This is a genomic window from Rathayibacter sp. VKM Ac-2835, from assembly GCF_013266705.1.
Classification (GTDB): domain Bacteria; phylum Actinomycetota; class Actinomycetes; order Actinomycetales; family Microbacteriaceae; genus Rathayibacter.
This window is the reverse complement of the sequence record NZ_JABSNQ010000001.1, coordinates 102,214-115,677: the sequence shown is the minus strand read 5'-3', so window position 1 is coordinate 115,677 and position 13,464 is coordinate 102,214. Positions and strand designations below refer to the sequence as shown.

Below are 13,464 nucleotides of genomic sequence, written 5' to 3'. Positions count from 1 at the left end.
ATGCTAGGCGCGGCTGCGACGCGGCTCCGTCGCCCCGGCTCGGCTGTTCGCTCAGGGCTCAGCGCCGCCGGGGAGGCGCCGCCGTGGGCCGTCTAGGGTTGATCGCATGCCGGATCCTGCAGACCTGTTCGCGATCGAGGGCGACCTCGCCGACGTCCCGCGGGGCCTCCACCTCGTGGCCGGCCTCACCGGGTTCGCCGACGCGGGCGGCGCCGTCGGGCAGCTCGCCGAGCACCTGCACGGGACGCTCGAGCACCGGACCGTCGTCGAGTTCGACCCGGACCAGCTGCTCGACTACCGTGCGCGCCGGCCGATCATCACCTTCGATCAGGACCACCTCGCCGACTACACGCCGGCGACCCTCCGCCTGTCGCTCGCGCACGACGAGCTGCACCAGCCGTTCCTCCTGCTCACCGGCTTCGAGCCGGACTACCAGTGGGAGCGCTTCACCCGGGCCGTGCTCGAGCTCATCGATCGGCTCGAGGTCGCGAGCACCACCTGGGTGCACGCGATCCCGATGCCCGTCCCGCACACCCGACCGGTCGGCGTGACGGTCAGCGGCAACCGCGAGGACCTCATCGAGGCCATGTCGGTCTGGAAGCCGGTCACCCAGGTGCCCGCGAACGTCCTGCACCTGCTCGAGCTGCGGCTCTACGACCGCGGGCTCCCGGCTGTCGGCTTCGCCCTGCTCATCCCGCACTACCTCTCCGACACCGCCTACCCGCAGGCGGCCGTCGCGGCGCTCGAGAGCATCTCGGCGTCGACCGGGCTGATCTTCCCGACCGACAGCCTGCGGGAGAGCGGTCGCGAGTTCCTCGCGAAGGTCGACGAGCAGGTCGGCTCGAACGAGGAGCTGCAGAAGCTCGTCGCGGCGCTCGAGTCCCGGCACGACACCTACATGGAGGGGACGAGCCTGCGCTCGCCGCTCACCGACGAGGACGGCTTCGTCCCGACCGCCGACGCGCTCGCGGCCGAGCTGGAGAAGTTCCTGGCGATCAAGCGGCCCGGCGAGGAGCCCACGGCCCAATAGGAGGCGGGCCGCGCTTGGTAGTCTCGGGCGAGTGCGATCTCGTCGAGCCTGGTTCGTCTTCGGTGCCGGTGCTTTCGCGTACCTGGTGGCGGTCCTCGACCGCACGACGCTCGGAGTGGCGGGCGTCGACGCGGCGGAGCGCTTCGGCATCTCGGCCGCGATGCTCTCCTCGCTCGCGGTGGTGCAGCTCATCGTCTACGCCGGGATGCAGATCCCGGTCGGCATCCTGATCGACCGCTTCGGCCCCAAGACGCTGATCCTCAGCGGCACCGCGCTGATGATGGTCGGGCAGATCGTCCTGGCCTTCGCGCCGTCCCTCGGCGTCGCGATCCTGGGCCGCATCCTGGTCGGCGCGGGCGACGCCGCGATCTTCACCTCGGTGATCCGCCTGACGGTGACCTGGTTCAGCGGCCCGATCGTGCCGCAGCTGTCGCAGTGGATCGGGAACATCGGCCAGGTCGGCCAGATCCTCTCCGCGCTGCCCTTCGCCGCGATCCTGCACGCCGCGGGCTGGACGCCCGCCTTCCTCTCGGTCGCCGGCATCGGGGCCGTCGCGTTCCTCGGCGTCCTCCTGCTGATCACCGACGTCCCGCCCCGAACCGAGCCGATCGTCCTGGTGCCCCCGACGCTCCGCGCGACCGTCGCGCAGCTGGGCGTGAGCCTGCGCCGGCCGGGGACGCAGCTCGGCTTCTGGTCGCACTTCGTGACGCAGTCCTCCGGCACCGTCTTCACGCTGCTCTGGGGCTACCCCTTCCTCGTCTACGCGATCGGACTCGAGCCGGGGGTCGCCGCTCCGACGCTCACGATCGTCGTGGTCGCCGGCATCGTCGTCGGTCCGATCCTCGGCGTGCTCACCGCCCGCCACCCGATGCGGCGGAGCAACCTCGTGCTCGGCATCGTCTCGGCGATGGCGGTGGCGTGGACCGTCGTCCTGCTCTGGCCGGGCGTCCCGCCGTACTGGCTGGTCGTCCTGCTGCTGATCGTGATCGGCGCCGGCGGCCCGGGATCGATGATCGGCTTCGACTTCGCGCGCACCTTCAACCCCTCGCGGAGCCTCGGGGCCGCCAACGGCGTCGTCAATGTCGGCGGCTTCCTCGCGAGCTTCACGATGATGTTCCTGATGGGCCTGCTGCTCGACTCGCTCGCCGGGCCGGGAGCGGACTCCGCCCAGCTCTACTCGATGGACCACTTCCGGCTCGCCTGGTGCATCCAGTACGTCGTCGTCGGCGCGGGAGTGATCGGGCTGATCACCGCGCGCCGCAGGACCCGGCGCCGGCTCGCCGAGGACGAGGGAATAACGGTGGCCCCTCTGTGGGTTGCATTGAACGACCGTCTCCGTCGTGGCCGCGCAGGACGCTGACCGTCACCACCGCCCTTCCCTGTCCTCCCGCGATGCCCCGCCTGGTCTCGCGTCGGACTCCGCTCGGAGTACCGAACCCCTGAGCGCACGGCCGCACTACTCAGGCGTGCAATAATTGTCAATAGGACCCGTTCGGGTCGAGGAGCACGGCGCCCACGTCGGGCGTGCGATCCCCTCGACTTGACATGGGTCCTCGTAATGCCCACCGACGGACGACGCCTCCCGGCCTCGCCCGCAGCCGGGACGCAACGGATGGAGAGGTGCCGCCATGGCCACCAGAGCTACCAAGACCGCAACGCTCGACGCCGTCGACGACGACGTGACGACGACCAAGAAGCCCGCCGCGCGCAAGCCGGCGGCCAAGACCACGCGCGCCCGCGCCACCACCAAGGCCGCGGCCCCCGCCGCGACCGAGGAGGAGCCCACCGAGCCCGAGGACGTCGACGGCGACGCCGACGCCGAGGAGGAGACCGTGGTCGTGGTCGAGGAGACCGAGACCGAGGTCAAGGACGACGCCGAGACGCCCGTCGTCGCGGCCGCCGCTCCGGCCGAGCCGCTGCCCAGCGGCGCGCTCGTCCTCTCCTTCGGCGGAGACGACGACGAGGTCCCCGTCTACTCGACGGCGATCACCGGCGCCACCGCCGACCCCGTGAAGGACTACCTCAAGCAGATCGGCAAGGTCGCGCTCCTGAACGCAGCCGAGGAGGTCGAGCTCGCGATGCGCATCGAGGCGGGCCTCTTCGCCGAGGACAAGCTCGCGAACTCGAGCGACCTCAGCCCCGAGCTCGTCCGCGAGCTGCGCTGGGTCGCGAAGGACGGGCAGCGGGCCAAGAGCCACCTGCTCGGCGCGAACCTCCGCCTCGTGGTCAGCCTCGCCAAGCGCTACACCGGCCGCGGCATGCAGTTCCTGGACCTGATCCAGGAGGGCAACCTCGGTCTGATCCGCGCGGTCGAGAAGTTCGACTACACCAAGGGCTTCAAGTTCTCGACGTACGCGACGTGGTGGATCCGCCAGGCGATCACCCGCGCGATGGCCGACCAGGCCCGCACCATCCGCATCCCGGTGCACATGGTCGAGGTCATCAACAAGCTCGCCCGCGTCCAGCGCCAGATGCTGCAGGACCTGGGCCGCGAGCCCACGCCCGAGGAGCTCTCCCGCGAGCTCGACATGACCCCCGAGAAGGTCATCGAGGTGCAGAAGTACGGACGCGAGCCGATCTCGCTGCACACCCCCCTGGGCGAGGACGGCGACAGCGAGTTCGGCGACCTCATCGAGGACACCGAGGCGGTCGTGCCGGCCGACGCGGTGGGCTTCACGATGCTGCAGAAGCAGCTCGAGTCGCTCCTCGACTCCCTGTCGGAGCGCGAGGCCGGCGTGATCCGCATGCGCTTCGGCCTGGGCGACGGCATGCCCAAGACGCTCGACCAGATCGGCGACACGTTCGGTGTCACGCGCGAGCGCATCCGCCAGATCGAGTCCAAGACGATGGCCAAGCTCCGCCACCCGTCCCGCTCGCAGTCGCTCCGCGACTACCTCGAGTAGACCGGTGATCCGCTACGCACCGGCGGTCCTCCTCGGGAGGGCCGCCCGGTTCGCAGCGCGCGTCCGCAAGCCCGGCGGAGGCTCCGCCGTGCCCGGACTCGTCGTGAACCGCCTCGCGCCGGGCTTCCTCCCGGCCGTGCTCGACGGCTTCACCGACGGCCTCGTCGTCGTCACCGGCTCGGCCGGGAAGTCGACGACGACCAAGATGCTGGTCGCCGTCCTGCGCGCCCACGGGCTGCGCGTCTTCACCAACCCCTCGACCGCGAACATCGCGCAGGGGCTCACCTCGGCGCTGCTCGAGCGCGCCGACCTCCGCGGGCGGATCGACGCGGACATCGCCGTCCTCGAGATGGACGAGGGCCACGGAGCTCGCCTGGCGCCCCGGATGAGCCCGCGCGTCGTACTGCTCACCAACGTCGTCGTCGACCAGATCGACCGCTTCTTCGACCCGGCCATGGTCGCGCGGATGCTGGCCACCATCGCGAGCCGCGCCACGGGCCCGGTGGTCCTCAACGCCGACGACCGCCACGTCGCCGACGTCGCCGTGTCCCTCCCGGTGGACCGGGTCCGCTGGTACGGCGTCTCCCCGTCCGTGCGCGAGGCCGCCGTCGGCGGACTCGGCTACGCGGCCGACGCCGAGGGCCCGGACGGGCGCGCCACCACCGTCGTCGAGACGACCAGCGGAGCCGCTGCGACGATCAGCAGCGACGGCGACGTCCTCGACGTCCGCCTCCCCGCGCGCGGCGTGCACTACGCGGTCGACGCCGCCTCGGCGGTCTCCGCCGCCCGCGCCGTGCTCGGCACCCGCTTCGACGCGCACACGACCGCCTCCGCGCTCTCCTCGATCGACCCTGTCTTCGGGCGCGGCGAGATCGTGACGGTCCGCGGCCAGGAGGTCGAGTTCGTCCTGGTGCAGAACCCGGCGAGCTACCGCCTGAACATCGCGGAGATCCCCGAGGGCACGGAGCAGATCATGCTCGCCATCGGCTCGGACGTCCGCGATCCGTCCTACTTCTGGCCGGTCGACACCGCCCGCCTCGGGCGGGTCCGCGTCGTCTCCGGCTTGAAGGCGCACGAGGCCGCGCTGCAGCTGCGCTACGACGGAGTCGCGATCGACGCCGTCGACGACGACCTCGGCCGGGCGCTCGACACCTTCCTCGCGCTGCCGGCTCCGAGCCACGGGCGGAAGACGATCGTCTTCTCCGCCGACTCGATGCGGCGCACCCGCGCCCACCTCCAGCTCGCCTCCAACCGCGAGGAGACCGCGTGACCACCCTGCTGATCGGCGTGCTCGCCCCCGACGTCCTGGACAGCAACGGCGACGCGGCCAACGCGCGCGTCCTCGCCGCGCGCGCCGGGTGGGCGGGCCTGGACGTCCGTGTGGTCCCGCTCATCGGGCAGGACGACTTCTCCGACCGCCCGGACGTGCTGGTGGCCGGCACGGGAGCGGACGAGGATCTGCCCGCCGTGCTCGAGCTCCTGCGCTCCGTGCGCGAGACGATCCACCGCTGGGTGGCGGAGGGTACCGAGGTCGTCGCGGTCGGAGCGGGGTGGGAGCTGCTCGCCGAGTCGTTCGCGACGCCGAGCGCCGTCGTCGAGGGCATCGGGGTCTTCCCGGGCCGCGCGGTGGCGACCGAGCGCACCACGGACGATCTGGTCGTCGAGTCGAGCGCAGGTGTCCTCGTCGGCTTCGAGAACCATGCGCGGCGCTTCGAGGGCATCGATCGCTCGCGCGTCCTCGGGCTCGTGCTGCACGGGTCGGGCGACGGCGGGGGAGCGGAGGGCTACTCGCACGGCTCTCTGCTCGGCACACACCTGCACGGTCCGGTACTGGCGAAGAACCCCGCCCTCGCGGACGCGATCCTGAGTCGGGTGGCCGGGCGGCACGGCCTGGTCTATTCGACGCGGGACGAGCGGATCCGACTGGCGGACGAGACAGCTCGAGCCGCCCGCGAAGTGATCGCGAAGCGGCTCGGAGTCGGCCGGTAGGGAGTCCCGCTCCCCACCGACGAGGTGGGCGGGCTGACTAGGGGCGCTGCTCCTCGAAGAGGCGCGCCGACTCGTCGTGCCAGCTCTGGGCGATGCTGGAGAGCTTCTCCTGGTACTTCTTGCCGTGGTGCGCGCAGAACAGAAGCTCTCCGCTGTTCACGACGACACGGATGTAGGCCTGGGCTCCGCAGCTGTCGCAGCGGTCTGCCGCGGAGAGCTGCTGCGATCCAGCGAGCTCGTCCACGCCGTTCTGGGTTGCTGTGGTCGACATGACGTGGCCTCCTGCGCTCGGGTCTTCGACTTCGGTGGACTCGGCCTCTCGGCTCCGTCCTTCCCTTGGTCCAACCATCAAAGCACGCGGATGTTTCCCGGCAGAGTCGATCCCGTGGCATTTCGCTCTGCGCGTAGGTCCTCGGGATCACTTCCCAGGCGGATCCGGGTGCGGCAGCGGTCCGGGGCGCCTCGGCGGGGGTGTCGGCCCTCGAAAGTAGACTGAACGGATGGCCTCCACCGACTACTCCGCACGGCACCTCTCCGTCCTCGAGGGCCTCGAGGCGGTGCGCAAGCGCCCCGGCATGTACATCGGCTCCACGGACTCCCGCGGCCTGATGCACTGCCTCTGGGAGGTCATCGACAACTCGGTCGACGAGGCCCTCGCCGGGCACGGCACCGAGATCAGCGTGGTGCTGCACAAGGACGACAGCGTGGAGGTCCGCGACCGCGCCCGCGGCATCCCGGTCGACATCGAGCCCAAGACGGGGCTCACCGGCGTCGAGGTCGTCTTCACCAAGCTGCACGCCGGCGGCAAGTTCGGCTCCGGCTCGTACGCCGCCTCCGGTGGACTGCACGGCGTGGGCGCGTCCGTGGTGAACGCGCTGTCCGAGCGGCTCGACGTCGAGGTCGACCGCGACGGCCGCACCTACCGGATGTCCTTCCACCGCGGCGAGCCCGGCCGCTTCGCGGACTCGGGCGAGCCGACCCCGGACGCCCCGTTCTCGCCGTTCGAGAACGGCTCCGAGCTGGAGATCGTCGGCAAGGTGAAGAAGGGCGTCACCGGGACGCGGGTCCGCTACTGGGCCGACCGGCAGATCTTCACGAAGGGCGCCGCCTTCCAGACCGACGACCTCGTCACCCGCGCCCGGCAGACCGCCTTCCTGGTGCCGGGGCTCACGATCGACATCGTCGACGACCGCGAGGAGGAGCGCCGCGCCGAGATGTTCCGCTACGACGGCGGCATCTCGGAGTTCGTCGAGTTCCTCGCTCCGGACGCGGCGGTCACCGACGTGCTGCGGCTCTCCGGCAGCGGCACCTTCACCGAGACCGTGCCGGTGCTCACCCCCGGCGGCGCGATGGTGCCGACCGAGGTCGAGCGGACCTGCGAGGTCGACATCGCGCTGCGCTGGGGCACCGGCTACGAGACCGTGCTGCGCAGCTTCGTCAACATCATCTCGACACCCAAGGGCGGCACGCACCAGACCGGCTTCGAGCAGGGCCTCCTGAAGCTCCTCCGCGCCCAGGTCGAGGCGAACGCCCGGAAGCTCAAGGCGGGCTCCGACAAGCTGGAGAAGGACGACGCTCTCGCGGGGCTCACCGCGGTGCTGACCGTGCGCCTGCCCGAGCCGCAGTTCGAGGGACAGACGAAGGAGATCCTCGGCACGCCGGCCGTCCGCGCGATCGTCGCGCAGACGATCACCTCGACCCTCGGCGCCGTGTTCGCCTCGACGAAGCGCGAGGACAAGGCGCAGATGTCGCAGCTGCTCGAGAAGCTCGTCGCCGAGATGAAGTCCCGGATCTCGGCCCGCGCGCACAAGGAGACGCAGCGGCGGAAGAACGCGCTCGAGTCCTCGTCCCTGCCGGCCAAGCTCGTCGACTGCCGCAGCAACGACGTCGAGAACAGCGAGCTGTTCATCGTCGAGGGCGACTCGGCGCTGGGCACCGCGAAGCTGGCCCGCAACAGCGAGTACCAGGCGCTGCTGCCGATCCGCGGCAAGATCCTCAACGTGCAGAAGGCGAGCATCGCCGACATGCTCTCGAACACCGAGTGCGCCTCGATGATCCAGGTGATCGGGGCGGGGTCGGGCCGCTCCTTCGAGCTGCCCGCCGCGCGCTACGGGAAGATCATCCTGATGAGCGACGCCGACGTCGACGGCGCGCACATCCGCACGCTGCTGCTCACCCTGTTCTTCCGCTACATGCGGCCGCTGGTCGAGGCCGGCCGGGTGTTCGCCGCAGTCCCGCCGCTGCACCGGGTCGTGGTGATGAACTCGGGCAGGAAGCCGAACGAGACGATCTACACCTACTCCGAGAAGGAGCTGCAGGGCGTCCTCGCCGGGCTGTCGAAGGCGAACCGGCGCTACCAGGACCCGATCCAGCGCTACAAGGGCCTCGGCGAGATGGACGCCGACCAGCTCGCGCTGACCACGATGGACCGCTCGCGGCGGACGCTGCGCCGGGTGAAGGTCTCGGACGCCGAGAACGCGGGCCGGGTCTTCGAGCTGCTGATGGGCAACGAGGTGGCGCCGCGCAAGGAGTTCATCGTCCGCGGCTCCGAGACGCTCTCGCGCGACCGCATCGACGTCTGAGGGTCGTCCCGCGCCGCGGTGGCGCGGGACGACGGCCTAGAACTGCTCGGGAGCCGCGCCGATGCTCGCGACCGGAGCGGCGAGGGCGACGCCGGAGCCGTCGCGCTTCATCCCGGAGTCGGGGAGCGCCGCGACGCTGCCGTCGGCCTCGAGCGCGTGCGCCGGGCCGGGGCCGACCCAGGCGACGCCGAGGGCGGTCTCGCCCTTGAGGAAGCGCTGCGCGCGGACGCCGCCGGTCGCGCGGCCCTTGGGCGGGAACTCCGAGAACGCCGACACCTTGGCGCTGCCGGTGTCGGTCCCGGTGAGGGCCCAGCTGTCGACGGCGACGGTCGCGACGACCGTCTCGTCGCGCTCGGACTCGGGCACGACCGCGAACGAGACGACCTCGTCGGTCTCGCTGATCTTGACGCCGGCCATGCCCGCCGCGGTCCGGCCCTGCGGTCGGACGGCCGACGCGGAGAAGCGCAGCAGCTGGGCCTCGCCGGTGACGAAGACGAGCTCGTCCTCGTCGGCCGACGGCGCGGCGCCGACGACCGCGTCCTTCGGCCGCAGCGCGATCAGCTCGATGTCCGGCCGGTTCGGCAGGTCGCCGGGGGCGACGCGCTTGACCGTGCCCTGCAGGGTGCCCAGGGCGATCGGGCGGGGGTCGTCGAGGGCGACCAGGGCGAGGACGCGCTCGTCCTTCGCGAGGTGGCTGAGGTAGTCGCTCATCCGGACACCCGCGCCGAGCTGCACGGAGGAGGACGGGACGGCGGGCACGTCGACGGGGGAGAAGCGCAGCAGGCGGCCGGCGGTCGTCACCGCGCCGATCTCGGCGCGCGTGGTGGTGTCGATGGTGCTGAGGACCGCGTCGTGCTTGCTGCGCCGGGTCGCGCGCTCGGGGTGCGGCGCCGCGTCCGGGTCGCGGTCGATGCGGACCATCCGACCGGTGGTGCTCAGCAGCACCCGGCAGGGCAGGTCGGCGATCTCGAGCACGGCGGCGGCCTTCCGGCCGGTCGTGGCGACGGAGGGGCGCGCCTCGGTGAGCAGGGTGCGCCGTGGCGTGCCGAGGCGCTGCGCGACCTCGTCGAGCTCGTCGGAGACCAGCGCCTCCAGGCGGCTGCGACTGGCCAGCAGCTCCTCGAGCTCGGCGATCTCGGCGAGCAGCGTGTCGCGCTCGGTCTCGAGCTCGATGCGGGAGAACCTCGTCAGGCGGCGCAGCTGCAGCTCGAGGATGTACTCGGCCTGGATCGTGCTGAGGTCGAAGACCTCGATCAGCCGGGCCCGGGCGGCCGCAGTGTCGTCGCTCGCGCGGATCAGCTGGATGACCTCGTCGATGTCGAGGATCGCGATCAGCAGGCCCTCGACCAGGTGCAGCCGCTCCTGGCGCTTCCGGAGGCGGTAGCGGGAGCGGCGGGTCACCACGGTCAGGCGGTGGCCGACGTAGACCTGCAGCAGCTCCTTGAGGCCGAGCGTGCGGGGCTGGCCGTCGACGAGCGCGACGTTGTTGATCGAGAAGGCGTCCTCGAGCGGCGTGTAGCGGTACAGCTGCTCGAGCACCGCCTCGGGGCTGAAGCCGGTCTTGATCCCGATCACGAGGCGCAGGCCGTTGTCGCGGTCGGTGAGATCGGTGACGTCGGCGATCCCGCTGAGCTTCTTGTTCTGGACGCCGTCCTTGATCTTGTCGATGACCTTCTCGGCGCCGACGAGATAGGGCAGCTCGGTGACGACGAGGCCGGACTTGCGAGCGGTGATGCTCTCGACCGACACGCGCGCGCGGGTCTTGAAGCTGCCGCGGCCGGTCGCGTAGGCGTCGCGGACGCCGGCGAGCCCGACGATCGTGCCGCCGCTCGGGAAGTCGGGGCCGGGGACGAAGGACATCAGGTCGTCCAGGGAGGCGTCGGGGTGCGCGATCAGGTGCCGCGCCGCTCCGATGACCTCGATCAGGTTGTGCGGGGCCATGTTGGTGGCCATGCCGACCGCGATGCCGCTCGCGCCGTTGACGAGGAGGTTCGGGAACGCCGCCGGGAGCACCTCGGGCTGGTCGTGCGAGTTGTCGTAGTTGGGGACGAAGTCGACGACGTCCTCGTCGAGGTGCTCCGTCATCGCCGTCGCGGCGGCGGCGAGGCGGGCCTCGGTGTAGCGGGCGGCGGCGGGGCCGTCGTCGAGCGAGCCGAAGTTGCCGTGGCCGTCGACGAGCGGGACCCGCAGCGTGAACGGCTGCGCGAGGCGCACGAGGGAGTCGTAGATGGAGGCGTCGCCGTGCGGGTGCAGCTTGCCCATCACCTCGCCGACGACGCGGGCCGACTTCACGTGGCCGCGGTCCGGGCGCAGGCCCATCTCGCTCATCATGTAGAGGATGCGGCGCTGCACGGGCTTCAGGCCGTCGCGGGCGTCGGGCAGGGCGCGGGAGTAGATGACCGAGTAGGCGTACTCGAGGAACGACCCCTCCATCTCGGCCGAGACGTCGACGTCCTCGATGCGCTCGGTCAGGGAGGATCCGGAGGGAGGGGGTGCAGCGTTCATGTCTCACTTCGGTAGCGGGCGCAGGCACGGCGGGGCACGCTCCGCGGAAGGGCGCAGCGTGCGAAACTGGGCGCGATGACCCCCATGCTACCGGCCGTCCCCGCCGGGCGGCGGAGCCTCGCCGACGTCCTCCCCGGCGCTCTCGACGCCCTCCTCGGCCGCCCGGGAACGTTCGGCTCGACGCGCGTCGAGCGGATCGTCGTCGTCCTGGTCGACGGCCTCGGAGCGGCCAACCTGCGCCAGCGCGCCGGGCACGCCCGCACGCTCGCACCCGCCCTCACGAAGGCCACGACCCTCGTCTCCGGCTTCCCGACGACGACCGCGGCGGCCCTCGCGAGCCTCACCACCGGCCGGCGGCCCGGGGAGCACGGGATGGTCGGCTACCGCGTGCTCGACCGCGAGCACGACCGCCTGGTGAACCAGCTGTCCGGCTGGGACGAGCGGATGGTCCCGGAGCAGTGGCAGCCGCACCCCACCGTCTTCGAGCGCGCCGTCGAGGCGGGCGTCGCGGCGAGCGTCATCGGCGCCGCCCGGTACGCGCACTCGGGGCTCACCCGGGCGATCCTGCGCGGCGCCGAGTACCGGGTCGCCGGGGGAGTCGCCGAGCGCTTCGCCGCGGCGCGCGGCCTGCTCGACCGGGGCGGCCGGCAGCTGGTCTACCTCTACGTCCCCGAGCTCGACATGACGGCGCACGCGCGCGGCTGGGAGTCGCCGGAGTGGACGTCGGCGCTGGAGTCGCTCGACGGCGAGGTCGCGGCTTTCGTCCGAGGGCTCTCCGGACGCGAGGGCGTGCTCGTCACCGCCGACCACGGCGTGCTCGACGTCCCCGCTTCGTCGCACGTCCTGGTGCGCGACCCCGCTCTGCTCGAGGGCGTGCGCCACCTGGCCGGCGAGCCGCGATGCCTGCAGCTGCACCTCGAGCCCGGCGTCGAGCCCGCGGCGGTCGCGGCGCGCTGGGCCGAGGCGGAGGGATCCCGGGCCTGGATCGCGACGCGCGACGAGGTCGCCGCGAGCGGCTGGTTCGGCGAGATCGGCGCCCCGGCGGCCGAGCGGATGGGCGACGTGTTCGTCGCCGCGCGCAAGGCGATCGCCTACTACTCGGCCGAGGACGCCTCCGGCCGGTCGATGATCGGCCAGCACGGGTCGCTCACGCCCGAGGAGACCCAGGTGCCGCTGCTCGGCTTCGGCGCGCTCTCCGGGATCTGACGCCGGGGAGCGCCGGCCGGAGGTCAGTCGTCGCTGCGGGCTCCGAAGACGATCTCGTCCCAGCTGGGGATGGCCGCGCGGCCGCGGCGGATCGAGGTCCGTCCGCCTGCCGCGGGGTGCTCGGCGGCCGGTGCCGCGGGGCGCTCGGGCTCGGGAGCCTTCGGGGCGACGACCGCGGGCGCCTCCGGCTGCGGCTCCTCGCGGACCCGCGCCGAGGAGGCGTGGTCGCGCTCGCCGCGGCGGCGGCGGAGTGCGTCGAGCAGGTCGGCCGTGTCGTTGAGGTTGCGCTCGCGCTGCTCGGTCGTGCTGGTCACCGGGCGGGGGAGCGTGGAGACCGGGCGCGGGGTGTCGGAGAGCGCCGGCTGGGGCTCGGTGTCGGACGGGCGTGAGGCGGCGGGTCGCGAGTGGGGGAGGCGCGAGGGCCCCTGGCGCTCGGAGCCGGAACGCTCGGAGCCGGAGCGGTCGGAGCCCTGGCGCTCCGCGCGCGACGGCTCCTCCGCGGGCTTCGCGAACGCGTCGGTGTCGAAGCGGGTGGCGAGCTCGTCGACGGCGGCGGGGATGACGGCGCGCAGGCGCGGGATCAGCGTCGGCCGGATCTCGCCCTGCTGCGAGAGCGTGGTCGCCTCGGCGGTGAGGGGGGAGAGGAGCGCCTTCTTGGGGTCGAAGCGCCAGCGGGCGTCGTGGTCGATCTCGTCGGAGCGGAAGAGCAGCTTGACGACCCAGCCCTCCTCCTCCTTCCAGCTCGACCACTGCTCGCCCTCGGCGCCGAGGGCGCCCAGGCGCTCGCGGATGACGTCGCCGAAGGGCGTGCCCTCCTCGAGCGGGTCGGGATCGGCGCTCGTGTAGACGCGGACGGCGAGGGCGGAGGCGACGATGTGCTCGCGCTCGGCCGTGACCGGGCCCTCGAAGCGGGCGACGTAGTCGAGGTCGGCACCCGTGAGCTCGGCGACCTCCTCGGCGGAGAGGCCGGCACGGATGTGCGCCTGGATCTCGCGGGGCGACACGCGCTTCTCCCGCGGCGGCAGCGAGTGCACGCGCGGGCGCAGCTGGCTCTGCAGCGTCTCGTCGATGCGGACGGAGAACCGCTCCCCGCCGTCCGAGACGAGGACGAGCGATCCGCTCTCGACGCCGATCACCTTCAGTTCCATCATCGTGCTGGACCTCCTTCTGGCCGCGGACGAGCCCGTGCCTGCCGCGAACCGGCTCAGGATCGCACGCGAACGGGCCGTTCCCCGGGAATACCGCGGGC

Annotated in this window: 10 protein-coding genes; 7 read left to right on the top strand and 3 right to left on the bottom strand. The window is 72.1% G+C overall.

Going from position 1 to position 13,464, the window contains the following annotated elements:
• Positions 1-106 precede the first annotated feature (106 nt).
• The 5 genes from HRK28_RS00525 to HRK28_RS00505 all read left to right on the top strand — a co-directional run bounded on the left by HRK28_RS00525 (position 107) and on the right by HRK28_RS00505 (position 5,922).
• Entirely contained in the window at positions 107-1,030 is a 924-nt protein-coding gene (locus HRK28_RS00525) for a proteasome assembly chaperone family protein (RefSeq protein ID WP_173250057.1), read from the top strand.
• Positions 1,031-1,061: 31 nt separating this feature from the next.
• On the top strand, positions 1,062-2,390 hold the full coding sequence (locus tag HRK28_RS00520; RefSeq protein ID WP_173250055.1) for an MFS transporter: 1,329 nt from the start codon (positions 1,062-1,064) through the stop codon (positions 2,388-2,390).
• Between the two features lie 268 nt (positions 2,391-2,658).
• Positions 2,659-3,933: an RNA polymerase sigma factor gene (locus tag HRK28_RS00515; RefSeq protein ID WP_160089145.1), complete on the top strand. Its 1,275-nt coding sequence runs from the start codon at positions 2,659-2,661 to the stop codon at positions 3,931-3,933.
• 4 nt (positions 3,934-3,937) lie between these two features.
• A complete protein-coding gene (locus tag HRK28_RS20670) occupies positions 3,938-5,203 on the top strand; it encodes a Mur ligase family protein (protein ID WP_217274369.1) in 1,266 nt (421 codons plus the stop codon).
• The gene (locus tag HRK28_RS00505) at positions 5,200-5,922 is read left to right on the top strand and encodes a hypothetical protein (RefSeq protein WP_160089149.1); all 723 of its coding nucleotides are present in this window, start codon (positions 5,200-5,202) and stop codon (positions 5,920-5,922) included. Before HRK28_RS20670 ends, HRK28_RS00505 begins: the two co-directional genes overlap by 4 nt.
• A gap of 37 nt (positions 5,923-5,959) precedes the next feature.
• Here the strand turns inward: HRK28_RS00505 and HRK28_RS00500 are convergent, their stop codons facing one another.
• Positions 5,960-6,193 (bottom strand): hypothetical protein, encoded by a 234-nt coding sequence (locus HRK28_RS00500; protein ID WP_123445851.1) that lies wholly within the window; start codon positions 6,191-6,193, stop codon positions 5,960-5,962.
• A gap of 229 nt (positions 6,194-6,422) precedes the next feature.
• Between HRK28_RS00500 and HRK28_RS00495 the strand changes: the two genes are divergently transcribed.
• Positions 6,423-8,504 carry a type IIA DNA topoisomerase subunit B gene (locus HRK28_RS00495; protein ID WP_160089151.1) on the top strand — a complete coding sequence of 694 codons (2,082 nt, stop codon included), beginning with the start codon at positions 6,423-6,425 and terminating at the stop codon, positions 8,502-8,504.
• A 36-nt stretch (positions 8,505-8,540) separates the two neighbouring features.
• Here the strand turns inward: HRK28_RS00495 and HRK28_RS00490 are convergent, their stop codons facing one another.
• On the bottom strand, positions 8,541-11,009 hold the full coding sequence (locus tag HRK28_RS00490) for a DNA topoisomerase (ATP-hydrolyzing) subunit A (protein ID WP_160089153.1): 2,469 nt from the start codon (positions 11,007-11,009) through the stop codon (positions 8,541-8,543).
• 75 nt (positions 11,010-11,084) lie between these two features.
• Here HRK28_RS00490 and HRK28_RS00485 point away from each other — a divergent pair, with 75 nt between their 5' ends.
• Entirely contained in the window at positions 11,085-12,215 is a 1,131-nt protein-coding gene (locus HRK28_RS00485) for an alkaline phosphatase family protein (protein ID WP_173250051.1), read from the top strand.
• A gap of 23 nt (positions 12,216-12,238) precedes the next feature.
• Here HRK28_RS00485 and sepH read toward each other — a convergent pair whose 3' ends face one another.
• On the bottom strand, positions 12,239-13,366 hold the full coding sequence (gene sepH / locus HRK28_RS00480; RefSeq protein WP_160089155.1) for a septation protein SepH: 1,128 nt from the start codon (positions 13,364-13,366) through the stop codon (positions 12,239-12,241).
• Positions 13,367-13,464 lie beyond the last annotated feature (98 nt).